The organism is Pseudomonas sp. FG86, from assembly GCF_057808775.1.
Genome location: NZ_JBMDIS010000011.1, coordinates 87,177 through 111,445 on the forward strand (window position 1 = coordinate 87,177; position 24,269 = coordinate 111,445).

Consider the following 24,269-nt stretch of genomic DNA (forward strand, 5'->3'; position numbering starts at 1 on the left):
TCGGGGGCAAGCCCCCTCCCACATTTTGAATGTATTCACAAATCAAAGTGTGGGAGGGGGCTTGCCCCCGATGAGTCCCTGACAGGCCACCCCAATCTGAAACTCAATAAAAAGGCCCCTGGATTCTCACCCAGGGGCCTTCTGCATTACGGCGCTAAGGTTTACGCCGCTTTCGCTTCCAGCTGGCTCAACGAGCGGTTCAGCGCGCTGAACACGGCCTTGAAGCTGGCGGTGGTGATGTTTTCATCAATGCCCACGCCATGCACTGGACGCTCACCGTTCACGCGCAATTCAATGTAGGCCGCTGCCTTGGCATTGGTGCCTGCACCGATCGCGTGTTCGTTGTAGTCCATGATCTCCACCTTGATCGGCAGGGCGGCGACCAGTGCTTCCAGGGTGCCGTAGCCCTTGCCCTGCCAACGCAGGTTGGTTTCGCCCTGGCCTTTGCCCGAGACTTCCACTTCCACGGTGCTGTTGCCGTTCTCTTCCTGCAGGCGATGGCTGACCAGCGCATACGGGGTGTTGGCTTGCAGGTATTCGCGCTGCAGCAAGGCGTAGATCTGCGGTGCGGTCATTTCCAGGCCCACGCGGTCGGTTTCGGCCTGTACCACCTGGCTGAATTCGATCTGCATGCGACGTGGCAGGCTGATGTCGTATTCCTGCTCCAGCAGGTAGGCGATGCCGCCTTTGCCCGACTGGCTGTTCACCCGGATCACTGCCTCGTAGCTGCGGCCGATGTCGGCCGGGTCGATCGGCAAGTACGGCACTTCCCACAATGCGTCGGGTTTCTGCTGGGCGAAGCCCTTGCGGATTGCATCCTGGTGAGAGCCGGAGAACGCGGTATGCACCAGGTCGCCCACATACGGGTGACGTGGGTGGACCTGGATCTGGTTGCACTCTTCGACGACTTTGCGCACGCCGTCGATGTCGGAGAAGTCCAGCTCAGGATTGACGCCCTGGGTGTACAGGTTCAGTGCCACGGTAACCAGGTCGACGTTACCGGTACGTTCGCCGTTGCCAAACAGGCAGCCTTCGACGCGGTCGGCGCCGGCCATCAGGCCCAGCTCGGTGGCGGCGACGCCGGTACCACGGTCGTTGTGGGTGTGCAGGCTGATGATCACGCTGTCACGACGGTTGATATGGCGACCGAACCACTCGATCTGGTCGGCATAGATGTTCGGCGTGGCGCATTCCACAGTGGCTGGTAGGTTGAGGATCATCTTGTGCTCGGGCGTTGGGTTCCACACCTCGATCACGGCATCGCAGACTTCCTTGGCGAACTCCAGCTCAGTGGCGCTGAAGGTCTCCGGGGAGTATTCGAAGGTCCACTGGGTTTCCGGCTGCTGGGCGGCGTATTTGACGAACAGCTTGGCTGCGTTGACGGCGATGGCCTTGATGCCGTCCTTGTCCTGGTTGAACACGATGCGGCGGAACGACGGCGACGTGGCGTTGTACAAGTGCACGATGGCCTTCTTGGCGCCGCGCAGGGATTCGAAGGTGCGTGCGATCAAGTCTTCACGGCCCTGGGTCAGCACCTGGATGGTGGTGTCCTCGGGGATGTGGTTGTCTTCGATCAGGGTGCGCACGAAGTCGAAGTCGGTTTGCGATGCGGCCGGGAACGAGGCTTCGATTTCCTTCACGCCGACAGCGACCAGGGTCTTCCAGAAGCGCAGCTTCTTCACCGCGTCCATCGGTTCGATCAGCGACTGGTTGCCATCGCGCAGGTCGGAACTGCACCAGATCGGCGCGGTGGTGATGGTTTTCGATGGCCAGGTGCGGTCCGGAATATCGATGGTCGGAAACGCGCGGTACTTCGAAGACGGGTCTTTGAGCATGCTCATCGGGAAATCCTTTGTTGTAGGGGCCGAGAAAAGGCGGCCTGCCGTAGAACTGTTTTTGGGGATAAAGCTAAAAGACGAGGCAGATCGATTCAGCCTGGCAGTCGTGCGCTGACGAGGCACAGGCTGCGGTGCTGGCGGAGCTGAATGAGGGTGTGAGAGGTTTTCATAAGCCCAACCCTAACCTCAGGGGTGAAAGATGGCAAGCAGTCGATAAAAATTGAGAGAAGTTCTTCTATTGGCGCGTTAAACGAGATTTTATGGTTGGAATCTGTCCTTGGCCTATTTTTAATTGCGCGCCGATTATCGGGCGCGCAATTGAGCTATTCAGGGCTGGAAGGCGCCGATAAAGATCGCCGGATCGACCCTGGCATCGTTGAGGCTGACATTCCAATGCATATGCGGCCCGGTCGCACGGCCCGTCGAGCCCACCTTGCCCACCACTGCGCCGCGTACCAGTTGCTGGCCCACCTTCACGTCGATCTTCGACATATGGCAGAACATGCTGATAAAGCCTTGGCCGTGGTCGACGAACACGGTGTTGCCGTTGAAGAAGTAGTTGCCGACCAGAATCACCTTGCCGTTCGCCGGTGTCTTGATTGGCGTGCCGGCCGGTACGGCAAAGTCCAGGCCGGAATGAGGATTGCGCTCTTCACCATTGAAGAAACGGCGCACCCCGAATTTACTCGACAGCGGGCCGTTCACCGGTTTGTCCAGCACCAGGTTGCTCGGCAGGGTCGGGCTGAAACTGCGGTAGGCCTTGAGTTGCACGGCGAGTTCGGCTTCGATGCGCTTGAGCTGCACCGGGTCGGGGTTGACCTGGCTTTTGTTCTTCAAGGTAATGCGCTGTTCCGGGTACTGCTTGTAGCCGACGATAAACGGCAGGTTGCGCCCGCCACTGCTGATGCGTTCATTGCCCGGCTTGACCGTCAGCGGAATGCCGACAATCGCCAGCCAGTTGTCCTGCTCCTTCACGACCAGTACCGGTTTGCCCTGGTACGTGGCTTTCGGCACGGTGGCTGAAGGGCCGAGTTCGACCACGGCAACCCCGCCCGGCACCGGTTTGTTCAGGGTTCGGGTGATATAGCTGTCGGCTTGGGCGTTAACGGTGAGGCACAGCAGCATCAACAGGCTAAATAGACGTGGCATCGATCAATCCAGAAGCGAAAGGGTAACGGGCGTCAGGTGGTTGTCTTCCACCCGCACTTGCAATTGGCCTTCACCGAGGCGTGCGGTCAGGCGCTGGCCTGTTTGGGTTTGTGCCGCGTTGCGGATGGCCTGGCCGCGCTCGTCCAGCAGGATGCTGTAGCCACGGCCCAGGGTCGCCAGGGGGCTGACCACATGCAGCGTCTGCACCTGGCTTTGCAGTTGCAGGCGGCGCGCCTTGAGCCCCTCGCGCATGGCGCGGGGCAGGCGTTCGGCGAGGCTGTCCAGGCGCTGGCGCAGCAGGGCCAATTGGCGGCCAGGGTGTTGGCCGGCGAGACGGGTTTCCAGGCGGATCAAACGTTCGCGACGGGTATTGAGGCTGCGTTCGAAGGCGCGGCGCAGGCGCATGTCCAGGTCATCCAGGCGCTGTGCCTGCTGGCGTAGACGCTCGCCGGGGTGGCGCAGGCGACGGGCCATGCCTTCCAGGCGCAGGCGGTCGTGGGTCAGCCGGTTGCGCATCAGCATCACCAGGCGACGATGCAGGCTTTCGACCTGGCGGACCAGGTTGCTGGCGTCAGGCGCGAGCAGTTCGGCTGCGGCGGAAGGCGTGGGCGCGCGGACGTCAGCCACGAAGTCACTGATGGAGACGTCGGTCTCGTGGCCGACGGCGCTGACGATCGGCGTCACGCAGGCATCAACCGCCCGCGCCACAGCCTCTTCGTTGAAGCACCAGAGGTCTTCCAGCGAACCACCCCCACGAGCCAGGATCAACGCGTCGAAGCCGCGCGCGTCAGCCAGCTTCAAGGCCCGCACAATTTGCGGGATGGCTTCACGGCCCTGCACGGCCGTGGGGATCAGCGTCAATTGCACCTGCGGTGCACGGCGGCGGAACACGCTGATGATGTCGCGGATCACCGCGCCGGTGGGCGAGCTGATAATGCCGATGCGCCGTGGATGGGCCGGCAGCGGCACCTTGCGCTCGGCACTGAACAGACCTTCGGCGCTGAGTTTCTCCTTCAAGGCATCGAAGGCCAGGCGCAGCGCGCCGTCACCCGCCGGCTCCACCGTGTCGAGGATCAGCTGGTAATCGCCACGGCCCTCGAACAACGAGACCTTGCCGCGCACCTTGACCGCCAAGCCGTCTTTCAACGCCTGGCGCACCCGTGCGGCATTGTTGCGAAACAATGCGCAACGCACCTGGGCGCCGCTGTCCTTGAGGGTGAAATACACATGGCCGGAGGCCGGACGGGCGAGGTTGGAGATTTCGCCTTCGACCCAGATATTGGTGAACACGTCTTCCAGCAACACCCGCGCGCGGCCGTTGAGTTGGCTGACAGTCAGGACTTCGCGGTCCAGGCCCAGACGGGCAAAGGGATCTTTAATCATGGGCGGCAGTTTATAGGCATTCGTGCAAGGTTTGACAGAATTGCTCCACCAGCGCGCTCGGCGCCTGGGGGCAGGCCAGCGCCACGGTACTCAGGCAGTCCGGGTCGGCCAGGGGTAAAAAGTGCAGACTGGCCGGGGCGATGTCTTGCATGGACTCTGGTAGCAGGGCAATCCCGAAGCCGGCCTGGATCAACTGCAACTGCGTGGTTTTGCGCGACATCACCCGCGCGGCCTTGGGGAAAAATCCGGCGCGCATGCACAGTTCGGCGGACAGATAACTCAGGCCGCCGCGCTGGGGGTGGGGGATCGAGATAAACGCCTCATCCTTGAGCTGGGCCAGGTCGACGGCCTCGTCATTGCGCGCCAATGGGTGATTCGGCGGTACCGCCAGGAGCAATCGCTCGGTATATAAAGGCACGACGCGCACCCCTTCACGTTGGCGCAACACCGGCAAGCGCAACAGGCCGACGTCCAGGTGACCGTCGGCGATGTCCTCCAGCTGCGCTTCTGAGGACAGTTTGGCGATATCCATCGACACGCCAGGGCAGCGTTCCAGCCAGGTGCTGATGCCTTGCAACAGCGCACCGTTCATCGGCACGGTGCTCGAATGGCTCAGGCGCAGGGTGCCGAGCTGGCCGTTACCGACCTGGGTCGCCAGGTTACTGGCCTTGTGCAGTTCGCCCAGCAGGTTGCGTGCCCGTGGGTAAAAGGCTTCGCCTGCGGCCGTCAGCTTGGGCTGGCGTGCAGTGCGTTCGAACAGTGGGGTTTGCAGCTGGGTTTCCAGTGCCTTGATCTGCCTGCTCAGGGCCGATTGCGCGATGAACAGGCGCTCGGCGGCGGCGCTGAAACTGCCGCTGTCGGCGATCTCGACGAAGTAGCGCAGTTGGCGAGTGGAAATCACATGTCATGCCTTTTCGAGATGGGTGAGTGGCTTTGAAGATATTAGTCGCAACCCTCGCGGATGGCTAAAGTGATAGCCATCTCTTTCAAGGAATAACCCATGGGCCCGATTGAGCTGATGAGTCAGTGGTCGTTTGGCGGCGTTGATTGGCTGGTGATCGGCCTGGGTACCGCGGTGGCCTATATCGTGTTTGGCATTGCCGGCTTCGGTACGGCACTGGTGGCGGGGCCGATCCTGATTGTGTTTATGCCACTGTCGAAGATCATTCCGTTGCTGGTGCTACTGGATTTTGTCGCGGCGTTCGGCAACCTCCTGCAATCGCGACGGGAGGTGAACAAACCGGAGTTATTGCGACTGCTGCCGTGCATGGCGATTGGCTGCACCCTGGGCGTGGTGTTTCTGCTCAACCTGCATTCCGATCTGTTGTTGCTGTTGATGGGGCTGTTTATCAGCGCCTACGCGATCTACAGCCTGGCGGTGAAAGCCCGGCCGGCGCAGCTGGCGGCGGGGTGGTCGATACCCATGGGCACGGTCGGCGGTCTGTTTGGCGCGCTGTTCGGCAGTGGCGGCTTTTTATATGCGATCTACCTGAACAGTCGTTTACCCAAGGACGCGGCCCGTGCCACTCAGAGCGCGCTGATCAGTTGCAGCACGGTGGTGCGCCTGAGCCTGTTCCTGATTGCTGGGGTGTACGCCGACTTGCCGCTGTTGATGTTGGCGTTGTGCCTGCTGCCGGCGATGGTCCTGGGGCTGTGGTGCGGGCGTCGGCTGACGATGCGTATGTCGCGCGAGGCGTTTGTGCGGTTGGTGACCTGGCTGGTGCTGGCCAGTGGGATTGCTTTGATTGGACGGTATTTGAGTACTTGACCTGATTTCTTCAGGGATTAAGCTGCCGTCCTCCCGGGCGTCATCGCGGGCAAGCCCGGCTCCCACAGTTGAGTGCATTCCAATGTGGGAGCCGGGCTTGCCCGCGATGACGCCAGAAGCCACACCGCAGGACTCTCATGAACTCCCAAAGCATCCTTGTCCCGAAAATCTCCACCTTGCCGGTCCACGAACCGCGCGCACGGGCGATCGTGCGCTGGCTGGTGCGCAAGAACATCGTCAAGGAAGAGCTGACCACTTGCGGGCGCACCGGCAACCGCATGGCCTATGCCTTGGCCGACGGCGCCCGCGCGGTGGTGTTGCATCCCGAGGCGCTGCCGTTCAACGAGCCGGTCAATGGGTTGGAAATCATCTATAAGCGCTGCATCTATACCCCCGCCAAGGGGTTTCTCGAAGAGGCCGGTTGCCCGGAATGCCTCAAGGAAGTCGGCGAGGCGCTCTTCGAAAGCCTGGAAGACTGGATGCCTGGCCACACCGACAACTTCACCTGTCCGTTGTGTGGGCATGAAGATGACATCAATGGCTTTTTATTCCTCCAGGAATGTGGGTTTTCCAACCTCGGGTTCATCTTCAACAACTGGGCGGAGGCGGGGTTCAAGCAGAGCTTTATCGATGAATTCGCCGACTGGTTGGATCAGAAGATGAGTTGGGTCAAAGTCGAGTTATAGCCCTTCTATCACTATTCCCAAATATGTCAGAGTTTTACATTGAGACCTGGGGGGTGTCTGAGTATAATGGCGCGCTTCCATTTTCCCGCTCGGGAGCCCCCGCGATGCTGCGTATCAGCCAAGAAGCTCTGACATTCGACGACATTCTCCTAGTGCCCGGTTATTCCGAGGTACTTCCTAACGAAGTCAGTCTCAAGACCCGCCTAACCCGTGGCATCGAGCTGAATATTCCCCTGGTTTCCGCTGCCATGGACACCGTCACTGAAGCCCGTCTGGCCATTGCCATGGCTCAGGAAGGCGGCATCGGCATCATCCACAAGAACATGACCATCGAGCAGCAAGCTGCCGAAGTGCGCAAGGTCAAGCGTTACGAAGCCGGTGTGGTGAAAGATCCAATCACCATCGAAGCCGACGCCACCGTGCGCGACCTGTTCGACCTGACCCGCCTGCACAACATCTCCGGCGTTCCGGTGCTGCATGATGGCGACCTGGTCGGCATCGTCACCTCCCGTGACGTGCGTTTCGAGAACCGTCTTGAAGTCACCGTCCGCGAAGTGATGACGCCCAAAGAGCGTCTGGTCACGGTCAAGGAAGGCGCCGACAAGAACGATGTGCGCGAACTGCTGCACAAGCACCGCATCGAGCGCGTGCTGATTGTCGACGACAAATTCGCCCTCAAAGGCATGATGACCGTCAACGACATCGAAAAAGCCAAGGCTTACCCGCTGGCCAGCAAGGACGACCAAGGTCGCCTGCGCGTTGGCGCTGCGGTCGGTACCGGTAAAGACACCGGCGACCGTGTAGCGGCCCTGGTTGCGGCCGGTGTTGACGTGGTGGTGGTCGACACTGCCCACGGTCACTCCAAAGGCGTGATCGACCGCGTTCGTTGGGTCAAGCAGAACTTCCCTGAAGTGCAGGTGATCGGCGGCAACATCGCCACCGGCGCTGCCGCCAAGGCCTTGGCCGAAGCGGGCGCGGATGCCGTCAAGGTCGGTATCGGCCCTGGTTCGATCTGCACCACGCGTATCGTCGCCGGTGTGGGCGTGCCGCAAATCAGCGCCATCGCCAACGTCGCTGCAGCCCTTGAAGGTACTGGCGTTCCATTGATCGCCGACGGCGGCATCCGTTTCTCCGGTGACCTGTCCAAGGCCATCGTTGCCGGTGCTTCCTGCGTGATGATGGGCTCGATGTTCGCCGGTACCGAAGAAGCGCCAGGTGAGATCGAACTGTTCCAGGGCCGTTCGTACAAGGCTTACCGTGGCATGGGTTCGCTGGGCGCCATGTCCCAGGCGCAAGGTTCTTCCGATCGTTACTTCCAGGATTCCTCGGCAGGCGCCGAGAAGCTTGTACCGGAAGGCATCGAAGGCCGTGTTCCCTACAAGGGCACCCTGAGCGCCATCATCCATCAACTGATGGGCGGCCTGCGCTCCTCGATGGGCTACACCGGTAGCGCCAACATCGAAGAAATGCGCACCAAGCCTGAGTTCGTGCGGATCACCGGTGCCGGCATGGCCGAATCCCACGTCCACGACGTGCAGATCACCAAGGAAGCGCCAAACTACCGCGTAGGTTGATGCTTCCAGCAAATAGTTAAGTAACCGGGGCTGTCTTATTCAGCCCCGAGTTGTTTCTGATTCATTAGACGAGACTGATCTCATGGCCCTCGACATTCACGCCCACCGTATCCTGATCCTCGATTTCGGTTCCCAGTACACCCAACTGATCGCCCGCCGCGTGCGTGAAATCGGTGTGTACTGTGAACTGCATCCGTTCGACATGGATGACGAAGCGATTCGCGAATTCGCACCGAAAGGCGTCATCCTCGCCGGTGGCCCCGAGTCCGTGCACGAAGCCAACAGCCCGCGCTGCCCACAAGCCGTATTCGACCTGGGCGTGCCCGTGTTCGGTATCTGCTATGGCATGCAGACCATGGCCGAGCAACTGGGTGGCAAGGTTGAAGGTTCCGAGTTGCGTGAGTTCGGTTACGCCCGTGTCGACGTGGTCGGCAAGAGCCGACTGCTGGACGGCATTGAAGACCACATCGACGCCGACGGCCTGTTCGGCCTCGACGTATGGATGAGCCACGGTGACAAGGTCACCAAGATGCCGCAGGACTTCCACATCCTGGCGAGCACCCCAAGTTGCCCGATCGCTGGCATGTTCAGTGACGAGCGTCGTTACTACGGCGTGCAGTTCCACCCGGAAGTGACCCACACCAAGCAAGGCGGCCGCATCCTGTCGCGCTTCATCCTCGACATCTGCGAGTGTGAAGCCCTGTGGACACCGTCGAAAATCGCTGAAGACGCCATCGCCCAGGTGCGCGCCCAGGTCGGCACCGACAACGTCCTGCTGGGCTTGTCCGGCGGCGTTGACTCTTCCGTGGTTGCCGCGTTGCTGCACAAGGCCATCGGTGACCAACTGACCTGCGTGTTTGTCGACAACGGCCTGCTGCGCCTGCACGAAGGTGAGCAAGTGATGGCCATGTTCGCTGAGAACATGGGTGTCAAGGTGATCCGCGCCAACGCTGAAGATCAATTCTTGAACAACCTGGCCGGCGAGTCCGACCCGGAGAAGAAGCGCAAGATCATCGGTCGCACCTTCATCGACGTATTCGATGCCCAGTCCAACAAACTGGACAACATCAAGTACCTCGCCCAGGGCACCATCTACCCCGACGTGATCGAATCGGCCGGCGCCAAGAGCGGCAAGGCCCACGTGATCAAGTCCCACCACAACGTGGGTGGCCTGCCTGAGGAAATGAACCTCAAGCTGGTAGAACCGCTGCGTGAACTGTTCAAGGACGAAGTCCGCCGCCTCGGTCTGGAACTGGGCCTGCCGTACGACATGGTCTACCGCCACCCATTCCCAGGCCCGGGCCTGGGCGTGCGGATCCTCGGTGAAGTGAAGAAGGAATACGCCGACCTGCTGCGTCGCGCCGACCACATCTTCATCGAAGAACTGCGCAAGGCCGACTGGTACCACAAGGTCAGCCAGGCGTTCGTGGTGTTCCAGCCGGTGAAATCGGTTGGCGTGGTTGGCGACGGCCGTCGTTACGCATGGGTCGTGGCCCTGCGTGCCGTGGAAACCATCGACTTCATGACCGCCCGTTGGGCACACCTGCCGTATGAACTGCTGGAAACTGTCAGCGGCCGTATCATCAATGAGATCGAAGGCATCTCGCGCGTGACGTATGACGTGTCGAGCAAGCCGCCGGCGACGATTGAGTGGGAATGATCCTGCGGTAGCAGGTGAGCGCTGAATAACAAAACCCCGGCCATGTCCGGGGTTTTGTGTTTCTGGTATTTGTTTACCGTCGCGCAATATCCGAAAAGTAAAACTTATCCAGCGTATGCCGCGATTCGGTGTACTCGAACTGGCGCCCATCCTGCAAAAACGTCTGGTTACTCACCACGATCACATGGCTCTGGCCGTCGAGGTCGAGGTGCGCCTGGTCGTCTTTGCTGCGGGGCAGGGCTTCGATGGTGCGTTGCGCGTAGCTGATCTGCAACTGCAGCGTCTGCTCGATGAACGCGTAGATCGACTGCTCGGCGATGTCGCGGTCCAGGCCGGGAATCAGGTCGGCGACAAAGTGGTTGATGTCGAGGATCACCCGTTTGCCGCCGATGCGCCGGACGCGCTTGATCCGAGTGATCAGGGTGCCGGGTTCGGCTTCGATGTGTTGTTGCAATGAGCCTTCCAGTGGGAACTGGGTGAACTCGACCACTTCGGTGCGTACGTCGTCGCCCAGGTCGGCGTGGGTTTCGTGGAAGCTGACGATGCCACCCAATTGGAACTCGATGGGGTTGGGCGACAACACGAAAGTGCCCTTGCCGTGGATTTTTTGCGCGAACCCACGCTCCTGCAACTGCTCGATGGCCCGACGTACGGTGCCACGGCTGGCCTGGTAGGCATCCATCAATTCGGTTTCGGAGGGAAGACGGGTGCCACGTTGCAGGCGTTCAGTGGTGATGTTGGCAAGCAGATCGGTATAGATCTGGTTGTATTTGCTCATGGGGATGGCTCTGTGCCGGGTTTGCGTTCAAGGCAGGAACCTTAGTGGCAAGGGGGGTGTTTGTCCATTGGGCCCTTGGATATCTGTGGCGCGTGACGGTGTAGAGCCCATAAAAAAACAAACAAAATGTAACTCGTACAGACGAGTTGTTGCTTTAACTCGTCTGTACGAGTACGTTTGCTCTCGGCGTGCTGCCAATGACTGCCCCCAAATAAAAAAATCAAAGTGGAAACCAAGCATGAGCCACGACTATTCGAACATTGCCCGCGAGATTCTCGAGAACCTCGGGGGCAGCGACAACCTTGAGCAAGCTGCCCACTGCGTGACTCGCCTGCGCCTGGCGCTCAAGGATCCGAGCCGGGTCAAGAGCAGCGCCTTGAACCAGGTTGACCTCGTCAAGGGCTCGTTTTTCACCGGGGGCCTGTTCCAGGTGGTGATCGGCCCCGGCGAAGTGGAAAAAGTCTATGCCGCGCTGCGGGAACAGACCGGCCTCGCCGCCGCCACCATCGCCGACGTCAAGAAAAAGGGCGCCGACAAGACCAATGCCATGCAGCGCCTGGTGCGGGTGTTCTCCGATGTGTTCATGCCGATCCTGCCTGCGCTGATCATTGCCGGCCTGTTGATGGGCGTGAACAACCTGATGGGCGCCAAGGGCATGTTCATCGAGGGCAAGACGCTGCTGGAGGCCTATCCGAACCTGGATGGCCTGTGGAGCCTGATCAACCTGATGGCCAACACCTCGTTCGTGTTCTTGCCGGCGCTGGTGGGCTGGTCGGCGGCCAAGCGCTTTGGCGGCAGTGAAATCCTCGGCATCGTGCTCGGCCTGATGCTGGTGCACCCGGACCTGCTCAACGCCTGGAACTATGGCAAGGCGGTCGCCGGGCTGGATGGCCAGAGCCTGCCGTACTTCGATATTTTCGGTTGGTTCAAGATCGAGAAAGTGGGTTACCAGGGGCAGATCCTGCCTATCCTGATGGCGGCCTATGTGATGAGCGTCATCGAGAAATGGCTGCGGGCGCGGGTGCCGAATGCGATTCAACTGCTCGTCGTACCGATCACCACCATCGTCGTTACCGGTGTGCTGGCCCTGGCAATCATTGGCCCGGTCACCCGTCACCTGGGCATCCTGATTACCGAAGGCGTGGTCACCCTCTTTGACCTGGCGCCGATGCTGGGCGGGGCGATTTTCGGCCTGCTGTATGCACCGCTGGTGATCACCGGCATGCACCATATGTTCCTCGCCGTGGACCTGCAATTGATCTCCACCCAGGGCGGCACCTTTATCTGGCCGATGATCGTCATGTCCAACCTGGCCCAGGGCAGCGCCGCGCTCGCGGTGTTCTATATGACCCGTAATGCGCGGGACAAAAGCATGGCCTCGACCTCAGCGGTTTCCGCCTACTTCGGCATTACAGAGCCTGCGATGTTCGGCGTGAACCTGCGCTTCAAATTCCCGTTTTATGCCGCGCTTCTGGGTTCGGCGCTGGGCAGCATCTTCCTGTCGTTGAACAAGGTCCAGGCCTCGGCCATCGGGGTCGGCGGCCTGCCTGGGTTTATCTCGATCGTGCCGAGCGCCATTCCGATGTTTGTGATCGGGATGGTCATCGCGATGGTCGTGCCGTTTGTTTTGACCTGCGCGTTGAGCATGAAGATCGTGCGGCCTGGATACAGGGTTGCCTGATCTAGCGCTATCGGGGGCAAGCCCCTCCGCATTTTGAATGTGGGAGCGGGCTTGCCCTCCGATGAGGCCCGAGAGGCCTGCAAAAAACTCTACTGAAGGAACCCACCATGCAAGACTGGCAACACTCGGTGATCTACCAGATCTACCCCAAAAGCTTCCACAGCCACGCGGGTAACGCCACCGGTGACCTGCTGGGTATCGTGGATAAACTCGATTACCTCAAGTGGCTGGGGGTCGACTGCCTGTGGATCACCCCGTTCCTGCGTTCACCGCAGCGCGACAACGGCTACGACATCAGCGACTACTACGCCATCGATCCCAGCTACGGGACCATGGCCGACTGCGACCTGCTGATCAGCGAAGCAGCCCAGCGCGGCATCAAGCTGATGCTCGACATCGTGGTCAATCACACCTCCATCGAGCATGAGTGGTTCCAGCAGGCACGCAGCAGCCTCGACAACCCGTACCGTGACTTCTATATCTGGCGCGACCAGCCGAACAACTGGGAATCCAAGTTCGGTGGCTCAGCCTGGGAATACGAAGCGCAAACCGGCCAGTACTTCCTGCACCTGTTCGATCACACCCAGGCCGACCTCAACTGGGACAACCCCAAGGTGCGCGCCGAGGTGTTCAAGCTGATGCGCTTCTGGCGCGACAAGGGTGTGGGCGGTTTCCGCCTGGACGTGATCAACCTGATCTCCAAGCCCGCCGATTTCCCCGAAGACAACAGCGATGGCCGTCGCTTCTACACCGACGGCCCGAACGTGCATGCATACCTGCAGGAAATGCACCGCGAAGTCTTCGAGGGCCATGACCTGATCAACGTCGGCGAGATGTCGTCCACCAGCCTGGAACACTGCATCCGCTATTCGCGGCCGGAGTCCAAAGAGCTGTCGATGACCTTCAACTTTCATCACCTGAAAGTCGATTACCCGAACTTGCAGAAGTGGGTGCGCGCCGACTTTGATTTCCTGCAGCTCAAGCAGATCCTCTCTGATTGGCAACTCGGCATGCAGGCGGGTGGCGGCTGGAACGCACTGTTTTGGTGTAACCACGACCAGCCTCGAGTGGTCTCGCGATTTGGCGATGACGGCGAACACCGGGTGGTCTCGGCCAAGATGCTCGCCACGGCGTTGCACTTCCTCCAGGGCACGCCCTTTGTGTACCAGGGCGAAGAGCTGGGCATGACCAACCCGGGGTTCGACAAGATCGAGCAATACCGTGATGTCGAGACCTTGAACATCTTCCGCCTCAAGCGCGATGCGGGGGAGTCCGAGGCGTCGAGCATGGCGGCGATCATGCAGAAGTCCCGCGATAACGGGCGCACGCCCATGCAGTGGAACAACCAGGCGAATGCCGGTTTCAGCACGGGCGAGCCGTGGATCGGTATCCCGGCCAATGCGGCGCAGATCAATGTCGAGCAGCAACTGGATGACCCGGACTCGGTGCTGCATCACTACCGCGCGCTGATCGCCTTGCGTCGCCATGAACCGCTGATTCAGGAGGGCGTTTACCGCCCGTTGCTGCAAGACCACCTTCAGGTCTGGGCATACCTGCGCGAAGGTCATGGCGAGCGGTTGCTGGTGCTGAACAACTTCTACGGCCAGCCGTGCGAGATCCAACTGCCCGGCAACGTGATCAGTGGGGGCACCGAGCAACGCCTGCTGATCAGCAACTACCCCGATTGCCCGATGCGTACCCGCACAGTCGTGCTGCGCCCCTACGAATCCTTTGTGCTGCACCTCAAGGACTGAGACCCGTTGTAAACCCCGTGTGGGAGCGCGGGGACGCGTTAAAAACATAATAAAAATATCGGAGCGCTTAATGAAAACAACAATAAAGCTGGGCCTAGTAGCATCGTGCCTGAGCCTGCCATTCGGCGCGCAGGCCCTGGAATTTGCCGGTTACCTGCGCAGTGGCGTGGGCACTTCAACCGGCAGTGGCAAGCAGCAGTGTTTCCAACTGCCGGGCGCGCAAACCAAATACCGCTTGGGCAACGAATGCGAGCAGTACGCCGAACTGGAATTGCGCCAGGACCTGCTGACCCTCGACGATGGTTCGGTGCTCAGCGTCGACGCCATGGCCTCCCTGTACAACCAATACGACCGCGCCCTTAAATTCCAGGGTGAAAACAACGGCTCGGCGCGCATGCCGCAGATGTATGCGCAATGGTCGAACCTGCCCGGTCTCAACGGCGGGTCGCTGTGGGCCGGGCGGCGTTACTACAAGCGTAACGACATCCATATTTCCGATTTCTACTACTGGAACCAGAGCGCCACTGGCGGCGGTATCGAGGACGTGCTGATTGGCGACTTGAAATACAGCTACGCCCTCTCGCGCAAAGACAACCTGTACCAGAAGGAATACGCCACACGTCACGATTTCAACGTTGCGGGCTTCAAGACCAACCCCGGTGGCGAGCTGGAGCTGGGCTTGAGCTACATCGAAAAGGCCGGCGGGCGCGATACCAACAGCGGTTGGGCGATCACGGCGCAGCACGTACAAAAGGCTTTCCTGGGCGGCAAGAACAAATTCGCCCTGCAGTACGGCGAAGGTCCTGGCACCGGCCTGGGCTACACCGGCAATACCCGCTTGGACAACAGCAGCAAAAGCTATCGCGCCGTCGAGTTTTTCGACTGGCAGGTGACCCCGCGTTTCGGCGGGCAGATCGAGGCGGTGTACCAGAAAGACATCCGCCCCGGCAGCCAGGACCAGACCTGGATGTCCGTCGGCGTGCGCCCGGCCTATGCGATCAGCGAGCAGTTCAAGCTGGTCACCGAACTTGGTCATGATCAGGTCGATGCCAGCGGTGGCACGCGCAAGCTGAGCAAGTTCACCTTCGCCCCGACCTGGTCGCCCAAAGGCCCGGATTTCTGGGCGCGGCCGGAGGTGCGTTTGTATTACACCTATGCCAGTTGGAACGACGCGGCCAAGCGTGCGGCGAATGAACTGGCGGCGGGTTCGGCGTTGTCCGACACCGGCGCCTACGGCACTGCGCGGCATGGCTCGAACGTCGGCGTGCAAGTCGAATACTGGTGGAAATGAGCCTTCGGGTGCACAGGGAATAAATGTGGGAGGGGGCTAGCCCCCGATAGCGGTGTTTCAGATAGGCATTTATTGGCTGGTACACCGTCATCGGGAGCAAGCCCCCGCCCACACGGATATCTACAGAACAAAACAGCAGGTGAAGTCATGACCGCAACTCAACCCCTGGAATTGCTGGCGCCCGTGTCGGGTGTGCTGCTGGCGCTGGATAAGGTGCCCGACCCTGTATTCTCCAGCCGCCTGATTGGCGACGGCCTGTGTATCGACCCCACCTCGCAGATCCTCTGCGCGCCACTGGCCGGGGTGATCAGCAATATCCAGGACAGTGGGCATGCGGTCAGCATCACCGATGACAATGGCGTCCAGGTGCTGATGCACATCGGCCTGGACACCGTGAACCTGGCAGGCAAGGGATTTACCCGATTGGTCGAGGAAGGCCAGCGGGTGGAGGCCGGGCAACCGCTGATCGAATTCGATGCCGACTACGTGGCGCTCAACGCCCGTAGCCTGCTGACCTTGATGCTGGTGGTCAGTGGCGAGCCGTTTAGCGTGTTGGCAACCGATCTTGTGGAGGTCGGCCAACCGCTGTTGCAGTTATCCCCAGGTGAAACCGTTGACGCAGTGGACGAAGAGGAGGGCGATGCGCTGTTCTCCAAGCCGTTGACCTTGCCCAATGCCAATGGTTTGCACGCCCGCCCGGCGGCGGTGTTCGCCCAGGCGGCGAAAGGTTTCAACGCAAGCATCTATCTGCACAAGCAAACCCAGAGCGCCAACGCCAAATCGCTGGTGGCGATCATGGCGTTGCAAACCGTGCACGGCGACACCTTGCAGGTGAGTGCGGCGGGTGAGGATGCCGCAGCGGCGATCACTGCGCTGGTGGCCTTGTTGTCTGAAGGCTGTGGCGAGGGGGTGGCGAGCGTGGCTGAAGCGGTCGTTACGCCACCCTCGGCGACCTTGCTGCGAGGCGTGTGCGCATCGCCGGGTTCGGCGTTTGGTCAGGTCGTTCAAGTGACTGAGCCTGAGCTGAGCATCCCTGAACAAGGTACGGGTGAAACCACTGAACGTGCCGCTTTGGCGCGTGGCCTGCTGGCTGCCACCGAGGCATTGCAGGCTTTTCGGGATAAGGCCGCCGGCAGCGCCCAGGCAGAGATTTTCCGCGCCCATCAGGAATTGCTCGAAGACCCGACCTTGCTGGAGCACGCCCATAGCCTGCTGGCTGAAGGCAAGAGCGCCGCCTTTGCCTGGAACAGTGCCACGCTCGCGACCGTCAAGCTATTTCAGGGGCTGGGCAATGCGCTGATCGCCGAGCGTGCGGCAGATCTGGCGGATGTTGGCCAGCGCGTGCTGAAACTGATCCTGGGCATTCAGGACAACGCCTGGGACTTGCCGGAGCGCGCAATCCTGATCGCTGAGCAATTGACCCCTTCGCAGACTGCCAGCCTGGATACACGCAAAGTGCTGGGTTTTGTCACCGTCGGCGGAGGCGCGACCAGCCACGTCGCGATCCTCGCCCGCGCCCTTGGCCTGCCGGCCATTTGCGGTGTTTCGGCCCAGGTACTGGGGTTGGCCAACGGCAAGCAGGTGTTGCTCGACGCCGACAAAGGCGAACTGCACTTGGACCCGGACCTGGCCGAAATCGAACAATTGGAAGCCGCCCGCAAGCAGCAGGTGCTTCGCCATCAACGCGATGTGGCGCAGGCGTCGTTGCCCGCCACTACCCGAGACGGTCATCGCGTCGAAGTCACCGCCAACGTGGCCTCGTTGCAGGAAGTGGAGCAATCCCTGACCCTTGGCGGCGAAGGCGTCGGCCTGTTGCGTTCGGAGTTCCTCTACCTGGACCGCAACCGTGCGCCGGGCCCTGACGAACAAGCAGCCACCTACACGGCCATCGCCCGTGCCCTGGGCGCCGAGCGCAACCTGGTGGTGCGCACCTTGGACGTCGGTGGCGACAAACCCTTGGCTTATGTGCCGATGGATGCCGAAACCAACCCGTTCCTCGGGCTGCGCGGCATCCGCCTGTGCCTGGAGCGTCCTGAGCTGCTGCGCGAACAGTTCCGTGCGATCCTCGCCAGTGCCGGTTTTGCACGCCTGCATATCATGCTGCCGATGGTCAGCCTGCTCTCCGAGTTGCACCTGGCGCGCAAGATGCTCGAAGAAGAAGCGCTGGCCCTGGGGCTCACCGAGCTACCGAAGCTGGGCATCATGATCGAGGTGCCGTCTGCGGCGTTGATGGCGGATGTGTTTGCGCCCCATGTGGATTTCTTTTCGATCGGCACCAATGACCTGACCCAATACACCCTGGCCATGGACCGCGACCACCCGCGGCTGGCCGGCCAGGCCGACAGCTTTCACCCGGCGGTGCTGCGCCTGATCGCGACCACAGTCAAGGCCGCCCATGCCCACGGCAAATGGGTGGGCGTGTGCGGGGCGTTGGCGTCCGAAGCCTTGGCCGTGCCGGTATTGATCGGGCTGGGGGTGGATGAGTTGTCTGTCAGTGTGCCGCTGATCCCGACCATCAAGGCCACCGTACGCGAGCTGGACCTGGCGGACTGTCAGATCATCGCCCGCCAGGTACTGGGCCTGGAAGAGGCCGCCCAAGTGCGCGAGGCCTTGCGCCTGTATCACGCGGCCACCGTTGAAACCTCACCTGTCGTGGAGCACTGAGCATGTTCGAGAAATTGCAGCGGGCGTTCTGGAAAGCCCTGACCCCGGATTTGATTGCCGAGACGGTAGCGCCGTCGACACCGAGTCTGTTGTCGGCCGATGTGCTGGATGCGCTCGGTGGTGCGGATAATCTCAAGACGCAACAGCGCGTGGCGTTGACGCGGGTGCGCGTGCAACTGCAGGACGAGGCGCGGGTGGATGTGGCGGCGTTAAAGGCGGCTGGAGTGCCTGGCGTGATGGTGTTGGCGGGAGGCACGGTGCATCTGCTCACCGGCCTCCAGGGCCAGTAGCGAACGAGCGGTGGGAGTGCCGGTAGCAGGGGGCGGTCAGCTTGTCTGTGGCTGATCCAGCCTCATCGGGAGCACGCTCCCTCCCACATGGGGCTGGATGATCGGGTTTACAGCTGCGGGTTCTCTTCCGGCGGCTTGGTCTTGTTCACCCCAGGTACATGCAGGTTGCCTTCGACCACCTGATTACCTTCCAGCTGTGGCTGAGTCACCCAGGTGAGGATGTCGTAGTAGCGCCGGATGTTCGCCACGAAGTGCACCGGCTCGCCGCCACGGGCATAGCCGTAGCGGGTCTTGCTGTACCACTGCTTCTGCGACAGGCGCGGCAGCATCTTCTTCACGTCCAGCCACTTGTTCGGGTTCAGGCCGTCCTTCTGCGCCAGTTTGCGCGCGTCGTCCAGATGCCCGGTGCCCACGTTGTAAGCGGCCAGGGCAAACCAGGTACGGTCCGGCTCGGCGATATCATCGTCAAGCTCATCCTTGATCTTGGCCAGGTACTTGGCGCCGCCCATGATGCTTTGCTTGGCGTCCAGGCGGTTGGACACGCCCATGGCCTGGGCGGTGTTCTGGGTCAGCATCATCAGCCCGCGCACGCCGGTCTTGGAGGTGACCGCCGGTTGCCAGAGTGACTCCTGATAGCCGATGGCCGCCAACAGGCGCCAGTCGACCTTTTCTTCCTTGGCGTAGGCCTTGAAGTGTTTCTCGTACTTGGGCAAGCGCTGCTGCAAGTGCTGGGCAAACGTATAGGCGCCCATGTAGCCGAGCACATCGACGTGCCCGTAGTAGCGATCTTTGAGGCGCTGCAAGGTGCCGTTCTTGCCGACCTTGTCGAGGTAGCTGTTGACCTCGTTGAGCAGGCTGTTGTCTTCGCCGGCGGCCACGGCCCAGCTCTGGTGGCTGGCATCGCCGAGGTCGAATGCCACGCGCACGTTGGGGAAGTACACCTGGTTCATCGCCACTTCGTTGGAGTCCACCAGGGTCAGGTCGATCTGGCCTTCGTCGACCATGCGCAACAGGTCGACTACTTCAACGGCGTCGGACTCTTCGTATTCGATGGCAGGATTCTGTTTTTTCAGCTCCGCCAGTTGTTCGGCGTGGGTGCTGCCCTTGAGCACCATGATCTTCTTGCCCACCAGGTCCGCCGCGTTGGTGGGGCGTGATTGGCCGTTGCGATAGATGATCTGCGGGGTCACTTCCAGGTACGGGTGGGAAAAGCGTACCTGCTTCAGGCGCTGCTCGCTGCTGACCAGGCCGGCGGCAGCCAGGACCGGGCCGTTGGGTTTGCCCAGCTGGCCGAACAGGTCGTCGAGGTTGTCAGCGGTTTCGATTTCCAGCTTCACCCCCAGGTCGTCGGCAAAACGCTTGACCAGTTCGTATTCGAAACCGGTTTCACCGTTGCGGTCCTGGAAATACGTGGCCGGGCTGTTTCGGGTAATCACCCGCAATACGCCATCCTCCTTGATTCGCTCGAGCGTGCTGGGTTTATCAACACAGGCGCTGAGCATCAGGAAGAGTCCGGTTGCGATGAGCCATTTGGCGCACCGCGGGCGCAAAGCAGTAGGGGAGAACATCTGCGCAGTATACGCAAACGGCCCACGGCGCCATATCTCGACAGCGTGGGACTTGTCTGCTAGCGCCGGCAAAACTGTGCTGCAACCCGCAGAAACGTGGCTTGGCGAGTGATTGTGACGGTTAAAATAACTGCGCGGAATGCCACGGATAGCGCGCGGATAGCGTGCAATCGGTGCCAACTGACGTTCGGCAGCAGCCACCAGTAGCGTTTCGGGTGCCGTTGGCGGCGGTTTACGCTAGAATGCACGGCCTCAAAGCACACCCCCTTCCCGAGGCTGTCCCGAAGATGTTGATCCTGCGCGGCGCTCCTGCCCTTTCTGCCTTTCGCCACAGCAAACTCCTTGAGCAACTGAGCCAGAAGGTTCCAGCTGTTACAGGCCTGTATGCTGAATTTGCTCACTTCGCCGACGTTACCGGCGTCTTGACCGCCGACGAACAGCAAGTGCTGGCACGCCTTCTGAAGTACGGCCCAAGCGTTCCCGTTCAAGAGCCGACCGGCCGCTTGTTCCTGGTTCTGCCACGGTTCGGCACCATCTCGCCCTGGTCGAGCAAGGCCAGTGATATCGCCCGCAACTGCGGCCTTACGAGCATCCAGCGCCTGGAACGCGGGATTGCCTTCTATGTCGCCGGGCAGTTCAGCGAGACCGAAGCCGAGCTTATCGCCAGCAGCCTGCACGACCGCATGACCCAGATCATCGTCAGCCAGCTGGAACAGGCTGCCGGCCTGTTCAGCCACGCCGAGCCCAAGCCGCTGACCGCGATTGACGTGCTTGGCGGCGGTCGCGCCGCCCTCGAGAAGGCCAACACCGAACTGGGCCTGGCCCTGGCCGAAGACGAGATCGACTATCTGGTCAACGCTTTCAACGGCTTGAAGCGCAACCCGCACGACATCGAACTGATGATGTTCGCCCAGGCCAACTCCGAGCACTGCCGTCACAAGATCTTCAACGCCAGTTGGGACATCGACGGCGAAAGCCAGGAAAAAAGCCTGTTCGGCATGATCAAGAACACCTACGTGATGCACAGCGAAGGCGTTCTGTCGGCTTATAAGGACAACGCCTCGGTCATCGTCGGCAGCGTCGCCGGCCGATTCTTCCCGGACCCTGAGACCCGCCAGTACGGCGCGGTGCAGGAGCCGGTGCACATCCTGATGAAAGTCGAGACTCACAACCACCCGACCGCGATTGCCCCGTTCCCGGGCGCAGCCACCGGTTCCGGCGGCGAGATCCGCGACGAAGGCGCCACCGGTCGTGGCGCCAAGCCAAAGGCCGGCCTCACCGGCTTTACCGTGTCCAACCTGCAGATCCCAGGCTTCGAACAGCCGTGGGAAGTGCCATACGGCAAGCCGGAGCGCATCGTTACCGCGCTGGACATCATGATCGAAGGCCCGCTGGGCGGCGCCGCGTTCAACAACGAATTCGGGCGCCCGGCACTGACCGGCTACTTCCGGACCTTCGAGCAATCCATCACCACCCTGCGTGGCGATGAAGTGCGCGGCTACCACAAGCCGATCATGTTGGCCGGCGGCATGGGCAACATCCGTGAAGAACACGTCAAGAAAGGCGAAATCCTGGTCGGCTCCAAGCTGATCGTCCTCGGCGGCCCGGCGATGCTGATCGGCCTGGGTGGCGGTGCTGCCTCCTCCATGGCCACCGGTACCAGCTCGGCAGACCTCGACTTCGCTTCCGTACAGCGCGAAAACCCAGAGATGGAGCGTCGCTGCCAGGAAGTCATCGACCGTTGCTGGCAGTTGGGTGACAAGAACCCGATCAGCTTCATCCACGACGTCGGTGCCGGTGGTTTGTCCAACGCCTTCCCCGAACTGGTCAACGATGGCGACCGCGGTGGCCGTTTCGAACTGCGCAATATTCCAAACGACGAGCCGGGCATGGCCCCGCACGAAATCTGGAGCAACGAGTCCCAGGAACGCTACGTACTGGCCGTCGGCCCTGAAGACTTTGCGCGCTTCCAGGCCATCTGCGAACGCGAGCGCTGCCCGTTTGCCGTGGTCGGCGAAGCCACTGCCGAGCCGCAACTGACGGTCACCGACAGCCACTTCGGCAACAGCCCGGTGGACATGCCGCTCGAAGTGCTGCTGGGCAAGGCCCCGCGCATGCACCGTTCGGCCGTACGTGAAGCCGAGCTGGGCGATGATTTCGACCCGAGCACGCTGGACCTGGCCGACAGCATCGAACGTGTGCTGCACCACCCGGCCGTGGCGAGCAAAAGCTTCCTGATCACCATTGGCGACCGCACCATCACTGGCCTGGTGGCCCGTGACCAGATGGTCGGCCCATGGCAAGTGCCGGTGGCTGACGTTGCCGTCACCGCCACCAGCTTCGACGTCTACACCGGTGAAGCCATGGCGATGGGCGAGCGCACGCCGCTGGCCCTGCTGGATGCTCCGGCGTCGGGACGCATGGCCATTGGTGAAACCCTCACCAACATCGCGGCGTCGCGCATCGGCAAACTGTCCGACATCAAGTTGTCGGCCAACTGGATGTCCGCTGCCGGCCACCCCGGTGAAGACGCGCGCCTGTACGACACCGTCAAGGCGGTCGGCATGGAGCTGTGCCCGGAACTGGGGATCACCATTCCGGTGGGCAAGGACTCCATGTCCATGGCCACCCGTTGGAACGAAGACGGCACCGACAAGAGCGTCACTTCGCCGCTGTCGCTGATCGTCACCGGTTTCGCACCGGTCACCGACATCCGCCAGACCCTGACCCCGCAACTGCGCATGGACAAGGGCACCACCGACCTGATCCTGATCGACCTGGGCCGTGGCCAGAACCGCATGGGCGCCTCGATCCTCGCGCAAACCCATGGCAAGCTCGGCAAGCATGCGCCGGACGTCGATGACGCCGAAGACCTCAAAGCCTTCTTCGCCGTGATCCAGGGCCTCAACGCCGACGGCCACCTGCTGGCCTACCACGACCGTTCCGACGGTGGCCTGCTGACCAGCGTTGTAGAGATGGCGTTTGCCGGTCACTGCGGCTTGAACCTGGTACTCGACAGCGTTGCCGAGGATGCTTCTGAAATCAACGGCATCCTGTTCAACGAAGAGCTGGGCGCCGTGATCCAGGTGCGCCAGGATGCGACCCCTGGGGTGCTTGCACAATTCAGCGCGGCGGGCCTGAGCGAATGCGTGGCAGTGATCGGCCAGCCGATCAACAACGGCCAGATCGACATTGTCTTCAACGGCGACACCGTTTTCGAAGGCCAGCGCCGTCTGCTGCAACGCCAATGGGCGGAAACCAGCTACCAGATCCAGCGCCTGCGCGACAACGCCGACTGCGCCGAGCAGGAGTTCGACCTGATCCTGGAAGAAGACAATCCGGGCCTGAGCACCAAGCTCAGCTTCGACGTCAACCAGGACATCGCCGCGCCGTACATCAAGAAAGGCATTCGTCCACAAGTCGCCGTACTGCGTGAGCAGGGCGTCAACGGCCAGGTCGAAATGGCGGCCGCGTTCGACCGCGCCGGCTTCAACGCGATCGACGTGCACATGAGCGATATCCTCGCCGGTCGCGTTGACCTCAACGAGTTCAAGGGCCTGGTGGCCTGCGGTGGCTTCTCCTACGGCGACGTCCTGGGTGCCGGTGAAGGCTGGGCCAAATCGGCTCTGTTCAACAGCCGTGCCCGCGACGCGTTCCAAGGCTTCTTCGAGCGCAACGACAGCTTCACGCTGGGTGTGTGCAACGGTTGCCAGATGATGTCCAACCTGCATGAGCTGATCCCGGGCAGCGAGTTCTGGCCGCACTTTGTGCGTAACCGTTCCGAGCAGTTCGAAGCCCGTGTCGCCATGGTGCAGGTGCAGGAGTCCAACTCGATCTTCCTGCAAGGCATGGCTGGTTCGCGCATGCCGATCGCCATCGCCCACGGTGAAGGCCATGCCGAGTTCGAAAGCGAAGAAGCCCTGCTGGAAGCCGACCTGTCCGGTTGCGTGGCCATGCGTTTCGTCGACAACCACGGCAAGGTCACCGAAAACTACCCGGCCAACCCGAACGGCTCGCCGCGCGGGATCACCGGCCTCACCAGCCGCGACGGCCGCGTCACCATCATGATGCCGCACCCGGAGCGTGTATTCCGCGCGGTGCAGAACTCGTGGCGCCCGGAAGAGTGGAACGAAGACGGCGCCTGGATGCGCATGTTCCGCAACGCTCGCGTGTGGGTGAACTAAG

The 24,269-nt window shown here is 61.3% G+C and carries 16 protein-coding genes; 10 read left to right on the forward strand and 6 right to left on the reverse strand.

The window, feature by feature from the left end:
* Positions 1–161 precede the first annotated feature (161 nt).
* The 4 genes from leuA to ACODSV_RS10370 form a co-directional block, all read right to left on the reverse strand.
* Positions 162–1,841, reverse strand: coding sequence for a 2-isopropylmalate synthase (gene leuA / locus ACODSV_RS10355; protein WP_024077281.1), 1,680 nt, complete (start codon positions 1,839–1,841; stop codon positions 162–164).
* A 324-nt stretch (positions 1,842–2,165) separates the two neighbouring features.
* Positions 2,166–2,987 carry a M23 family metallopeptidase gene (locus tag ACODSV_RS10360; RefSeq protein WP_069076967.1) on the reverse strand — a complete coding sequence of 274 codons (822 nt, stop codon included), beginning with the start codon at positions 2,985–2,987 and terminating at the stop codon, positions 2,166–2,168.
* Between the two features lie 3 nt (positions 2,988–2,990).
* A complete protein-coding gene (gene xseA / locus ACODSV_RS10365) occupies positions 2,991–4,370 on the reverse strand; it encodes an exodeoxyribonuclease VII large subunit (protein ID WP_069076966.1) in 1,380 nt (459 codons plus the stop codon).
* A gap of 10 nt (positions 4,371–4,380) precedes the next feature.
* The gene (locus ACODSV_RS10370) at positions 4,381–5,271 is read right to left on the reverse strand and encodes a LysR family transcriptional regulator (protein ID WP_150055649.1); all 891 of its coding nucleotides are present in this window, start codon (positions 5,269–5,271) and stop codon (positions 4,381–4,383) included.
* Between the two features lie 99 nt (positions 5,272–5,370).
* On the opposite strand from ACODSV_RS10370, the gene ACODSV_RS10375 reads away from it, so the two are divergent.
* The 4 genes from ACODSV_RS10375 to guaA all read left to right on the forward strand — a co-directional run bounded on the left by ACODSV_RS10375 (position 5,371) and on the right by guaA (position 10,058).
* A complete protein-coding gene (locus ACODSV_RS10375; RefSeq protein WP_024077276.1) occupies positions 5,371–6,138 on the forward strand; it encodes a sulfite exporter TauE/SafE family protein in 768 nt (255 codons plus the stop codon).
* 137 nt (positions 6,139–6,275) lie between these two features.
* Positions 6,276–6,824, forward strand: coding sequence for a hypothetical protein (locus ACODSV_RS10380; RefSeq protein WP_024077275.1), 549 nt, complete (start codon positions 6,276–6,278; stop codon positions 6,822–6,824).
* Between the two features lie 104 nt (positions 6,825–6,928).
* Complete coding sequence (gene guaB / locus ACODSV_RS10385; protein ID WP_017530001.1) at positions 6,929–8,398, forward strand: IMP dehydrogenase; 1,470 nt, start codon at positions 6,929–6,931, stop codon at positions 8,396–8,398.
* Between the two features lie 82 nt (positions 8,399–8,480).
* Positions 8,481–10,058: a glutamine-hydrolyzing GMP synthase gene (gene guaA / locus ACODSV_RS10390; protein ID WP_024077274.1), complete on the forward strand. Its 1,578-nt coding sequence runs from the start codon at positions 8,481–8,483 to the stop codon at positions 10,056–10,058.
* Positions 10,059–10,131: 73 nt separating this feature from the next.
* Here guaA and treR read toward each other — a convergent pair whose 3' ends face one another.
* Positions 10,132–10,836 carry a trehalose operon repressor gene (gene treR / locus ACODSV_RS10395; protein WP_024077261.1) on the reverse strand — a complete coding sequence of 235 codons (705 nt, stop codon included), beginning with the start codon at positions 10,834–10,836 and terminating at the stop codon, positions 10,132–10,134.
* A gap of 238 nt (positions 10,837–11,074) precedes the next feature.
* Between treR and treP the strand changes: the two genes are divergently transcribed.
* The 5 genes from treP (at position 11,075) to ACODSV_RS10420 (ending at position 18,516) form a co-directional block, all read left to right on the forward strand.
* Positions 11,075–12,517 carry a PTS system trehalose-specific EIIBC component gene (gene treP / locus ACODSV_RS10400; protein ID WP_024077260.1) on the forward strand — a complete coding sequence of 481 codons (1,443 nt, stop codon included), beginning with the start codon at positions 11,075–11,077 and terminating at the stop codon, positions 12,515–12,517.
* A 107-nt stretch (positions 12,518–12,624) separates the two neighbouring features.
* Positions 12,625–14,271 (forward strand): alpha,alpha-phosphotrehalase, encoded by a 1,647-nt coding sequence (gene treC / locus ACODSV_RS10405; RefSeq protein ID WP_150055376.1) that lies wholly within the window; start codon positions 12,625–12,627, stop codon positions 14,269–14,271.
* A 70-nt stretch (positions 14,272–14,341) separates the two neighbouring features.
* Entirely contained in the window at positions 14,342–15,562 is a 1,221-nt protein-coding gene (locus ACODSV_RS10410) for a maltoporin (protein ID WP_150055377.1), read from the forward strand.
* A 147-nt stretch (positions 15,563–15,709) separates the two neighbouring features.
* Positions 15,710–18,226, forward strand: a complete 2,517-nt coding sequence (gene ptsP, locus ACODSV_RS10415; RefSeq protein WP_454843136.1) for a phosphoenolpyruvate--protein phosphotransferase — start codon at positions 15,710–15,712, stop codon at positions 18,224–18,226.
* Positions 18,227–18,228: 2 nt separating this feature from the next.
* On the forward strand, positions 18,229–18,516 hold the full coding sequence (locus ACODSV_RS10420) for a PTS sugar transporter subunit IIB (protein ID WP_150053701.1): 288 nt from the start codon (positions 18,229–18,231) through the stop codon (positions 18,514–18,516).
* Positions 18,517–18,623: 107 nt separating this feature from the next.
* Here the strand turns inward: ACODSV_RS10420 and mltF are convergent, their stop codons facing one another.
* Positions 18,624–20,084 carry a membrane-bound lytic murein transglycosylase MltF gene (mltF, locus tag ACODSV_RS10425; protein WP_069076947.1) on the reverse strand — a complete coding sequence of 487 codons (1,461 nt, stop codon included), beginning with the start codon at positions 20,082–20,084 and terminating at the stop codon, positions 18,624–18,626.
* Between the two features lie 287 nt (positions 20,085–20,371).
* Here mltF and purL point away from each other — a divergent pair, with 287 nt between their 5' ends.
* The gene (gene purL / locus ACODSV_RS10430; RefSeq protein ID WP_150053700.1) at positions 20,372–24,268 is read left to right on the forward strand and encodes a phosphoribosylformylglycinamidine synthase; all 3,897 of its coding nucleotides are present in this window, start codon (positions 20,372–20,374) and stop codon (positions 24,266–24,268) included.
* Position 24,269 lies beyond the last annotated feature (1 nt).

What these genes read in the sequence shown, in the direction of transcription:
- leuA (WP_024077281.1), bottom strand. Translation starts at nt 1,841, where the DNA reads ATGAGCATGCTCAAAGACCCGTCTTCGAAGTACCGCGCGTTTCCGACC.
- ACODSV_RS10360 (WP_069076967.1), bottom strand. Translation starts at nt 2,987, where the DNA reads ATGCCACGTCTATTTAGCCTGTTGATGCTGCTGTGCCTCACCGTTAAC.
- xseA (WP_069076966.1), bottom strand. Translation starts at nt 4,370, where the DNA reads ATGATTAAAGATCCCTTTGCCCGTCTGGGCCTGGACCGCGAAGTCCTG.
- ACODSV_RS10375 (WP_024077276.1), top strand. Translation starts at nt 5,371, where the DNA reads ATGGGCCCGATTGAGCTGATGAGTCAGTGGTCGTTTGGCGGCGTTGAT.
- ACODSV_RS10380 (WP_024077275.1), top strand. Translation starts at nt 6,276, where the DNA reads ATGAACTCCCAAAGCATCCTTGTCCCGAAAATCTCCACCTTGCCGGTC.
- guaB (WP_017530001.1), top strand. Translation starts at nt 6,929, where the DNA reads ATGCTGCGTATCAGCCAAGAAGCTCTGACATTCGACGACATTCTCCTA.
- guaA (WP_024077274.1), top strand. Translation starts at nt 8,481, where the DNA reads ATGGCCCTCGACATTCACGCCCACCGTATCCTGATCCTCGATTTCGGT.
- treR (WP_024077261.1), bottom strand. Translation starts at nt 10,836, where the DNA reads ATGAGCAAATACAACCAGATCTATACCGATCTGCTTGCCAACATCACC.
- treP (WP_024077260.1), top strand. Translation starts at nt 11,075, where the DNA reads ATGAGCCACGACTATTCGAACATTGCCCGCGAGATTCTCGAGAACCTC.
- treC (WP_150055376.1), top strand. Translation starts at nt 12,625, where the DNA reads ATGCAAGACTGGCAACACTCGGTGATCTACCAGATCTACCCCAAAAGC.
- ACODSV_RS10410 (WP_150055377.1), top strand. Translation starts at nt 14,342, where the DNA reads ATGAAAACAACAATAAAGCTGGGCCTAGTAGCATCGTGCCTGAGCCTG.
- ptsP (WP_454843136.1), top strand. Translation starts at nt 15,710, where the DNA reads ATGACCGCAACTCAACCCCTGGAATTGCTGGCGCCCGTGTCGGGTGTG.
- ACODSV_RS10420 (WP_150053701.1), top strand. Translation starts at nt 18,229, where the DNA reads ATGTTCGAGAAATTGCAGCGGGCGTTCTGGAAAGCCCTGACCCCGGAT.
- mltF (WP_069076947.1), bottom strand. Translation starts at nt 20,084, where the DNA reads ATGTTCTCCCCTACTGCTTTGCGCCCGCGGTGCGCCAAATGGCTCATC.
- purL (WP_150053700.1), top strand. Translation starts at nt 20,372, where the DNA reads ATGTTGATCCTGCGCGGCGCTCCTGCCCTTTCTGCCTTTCGCCACAGC.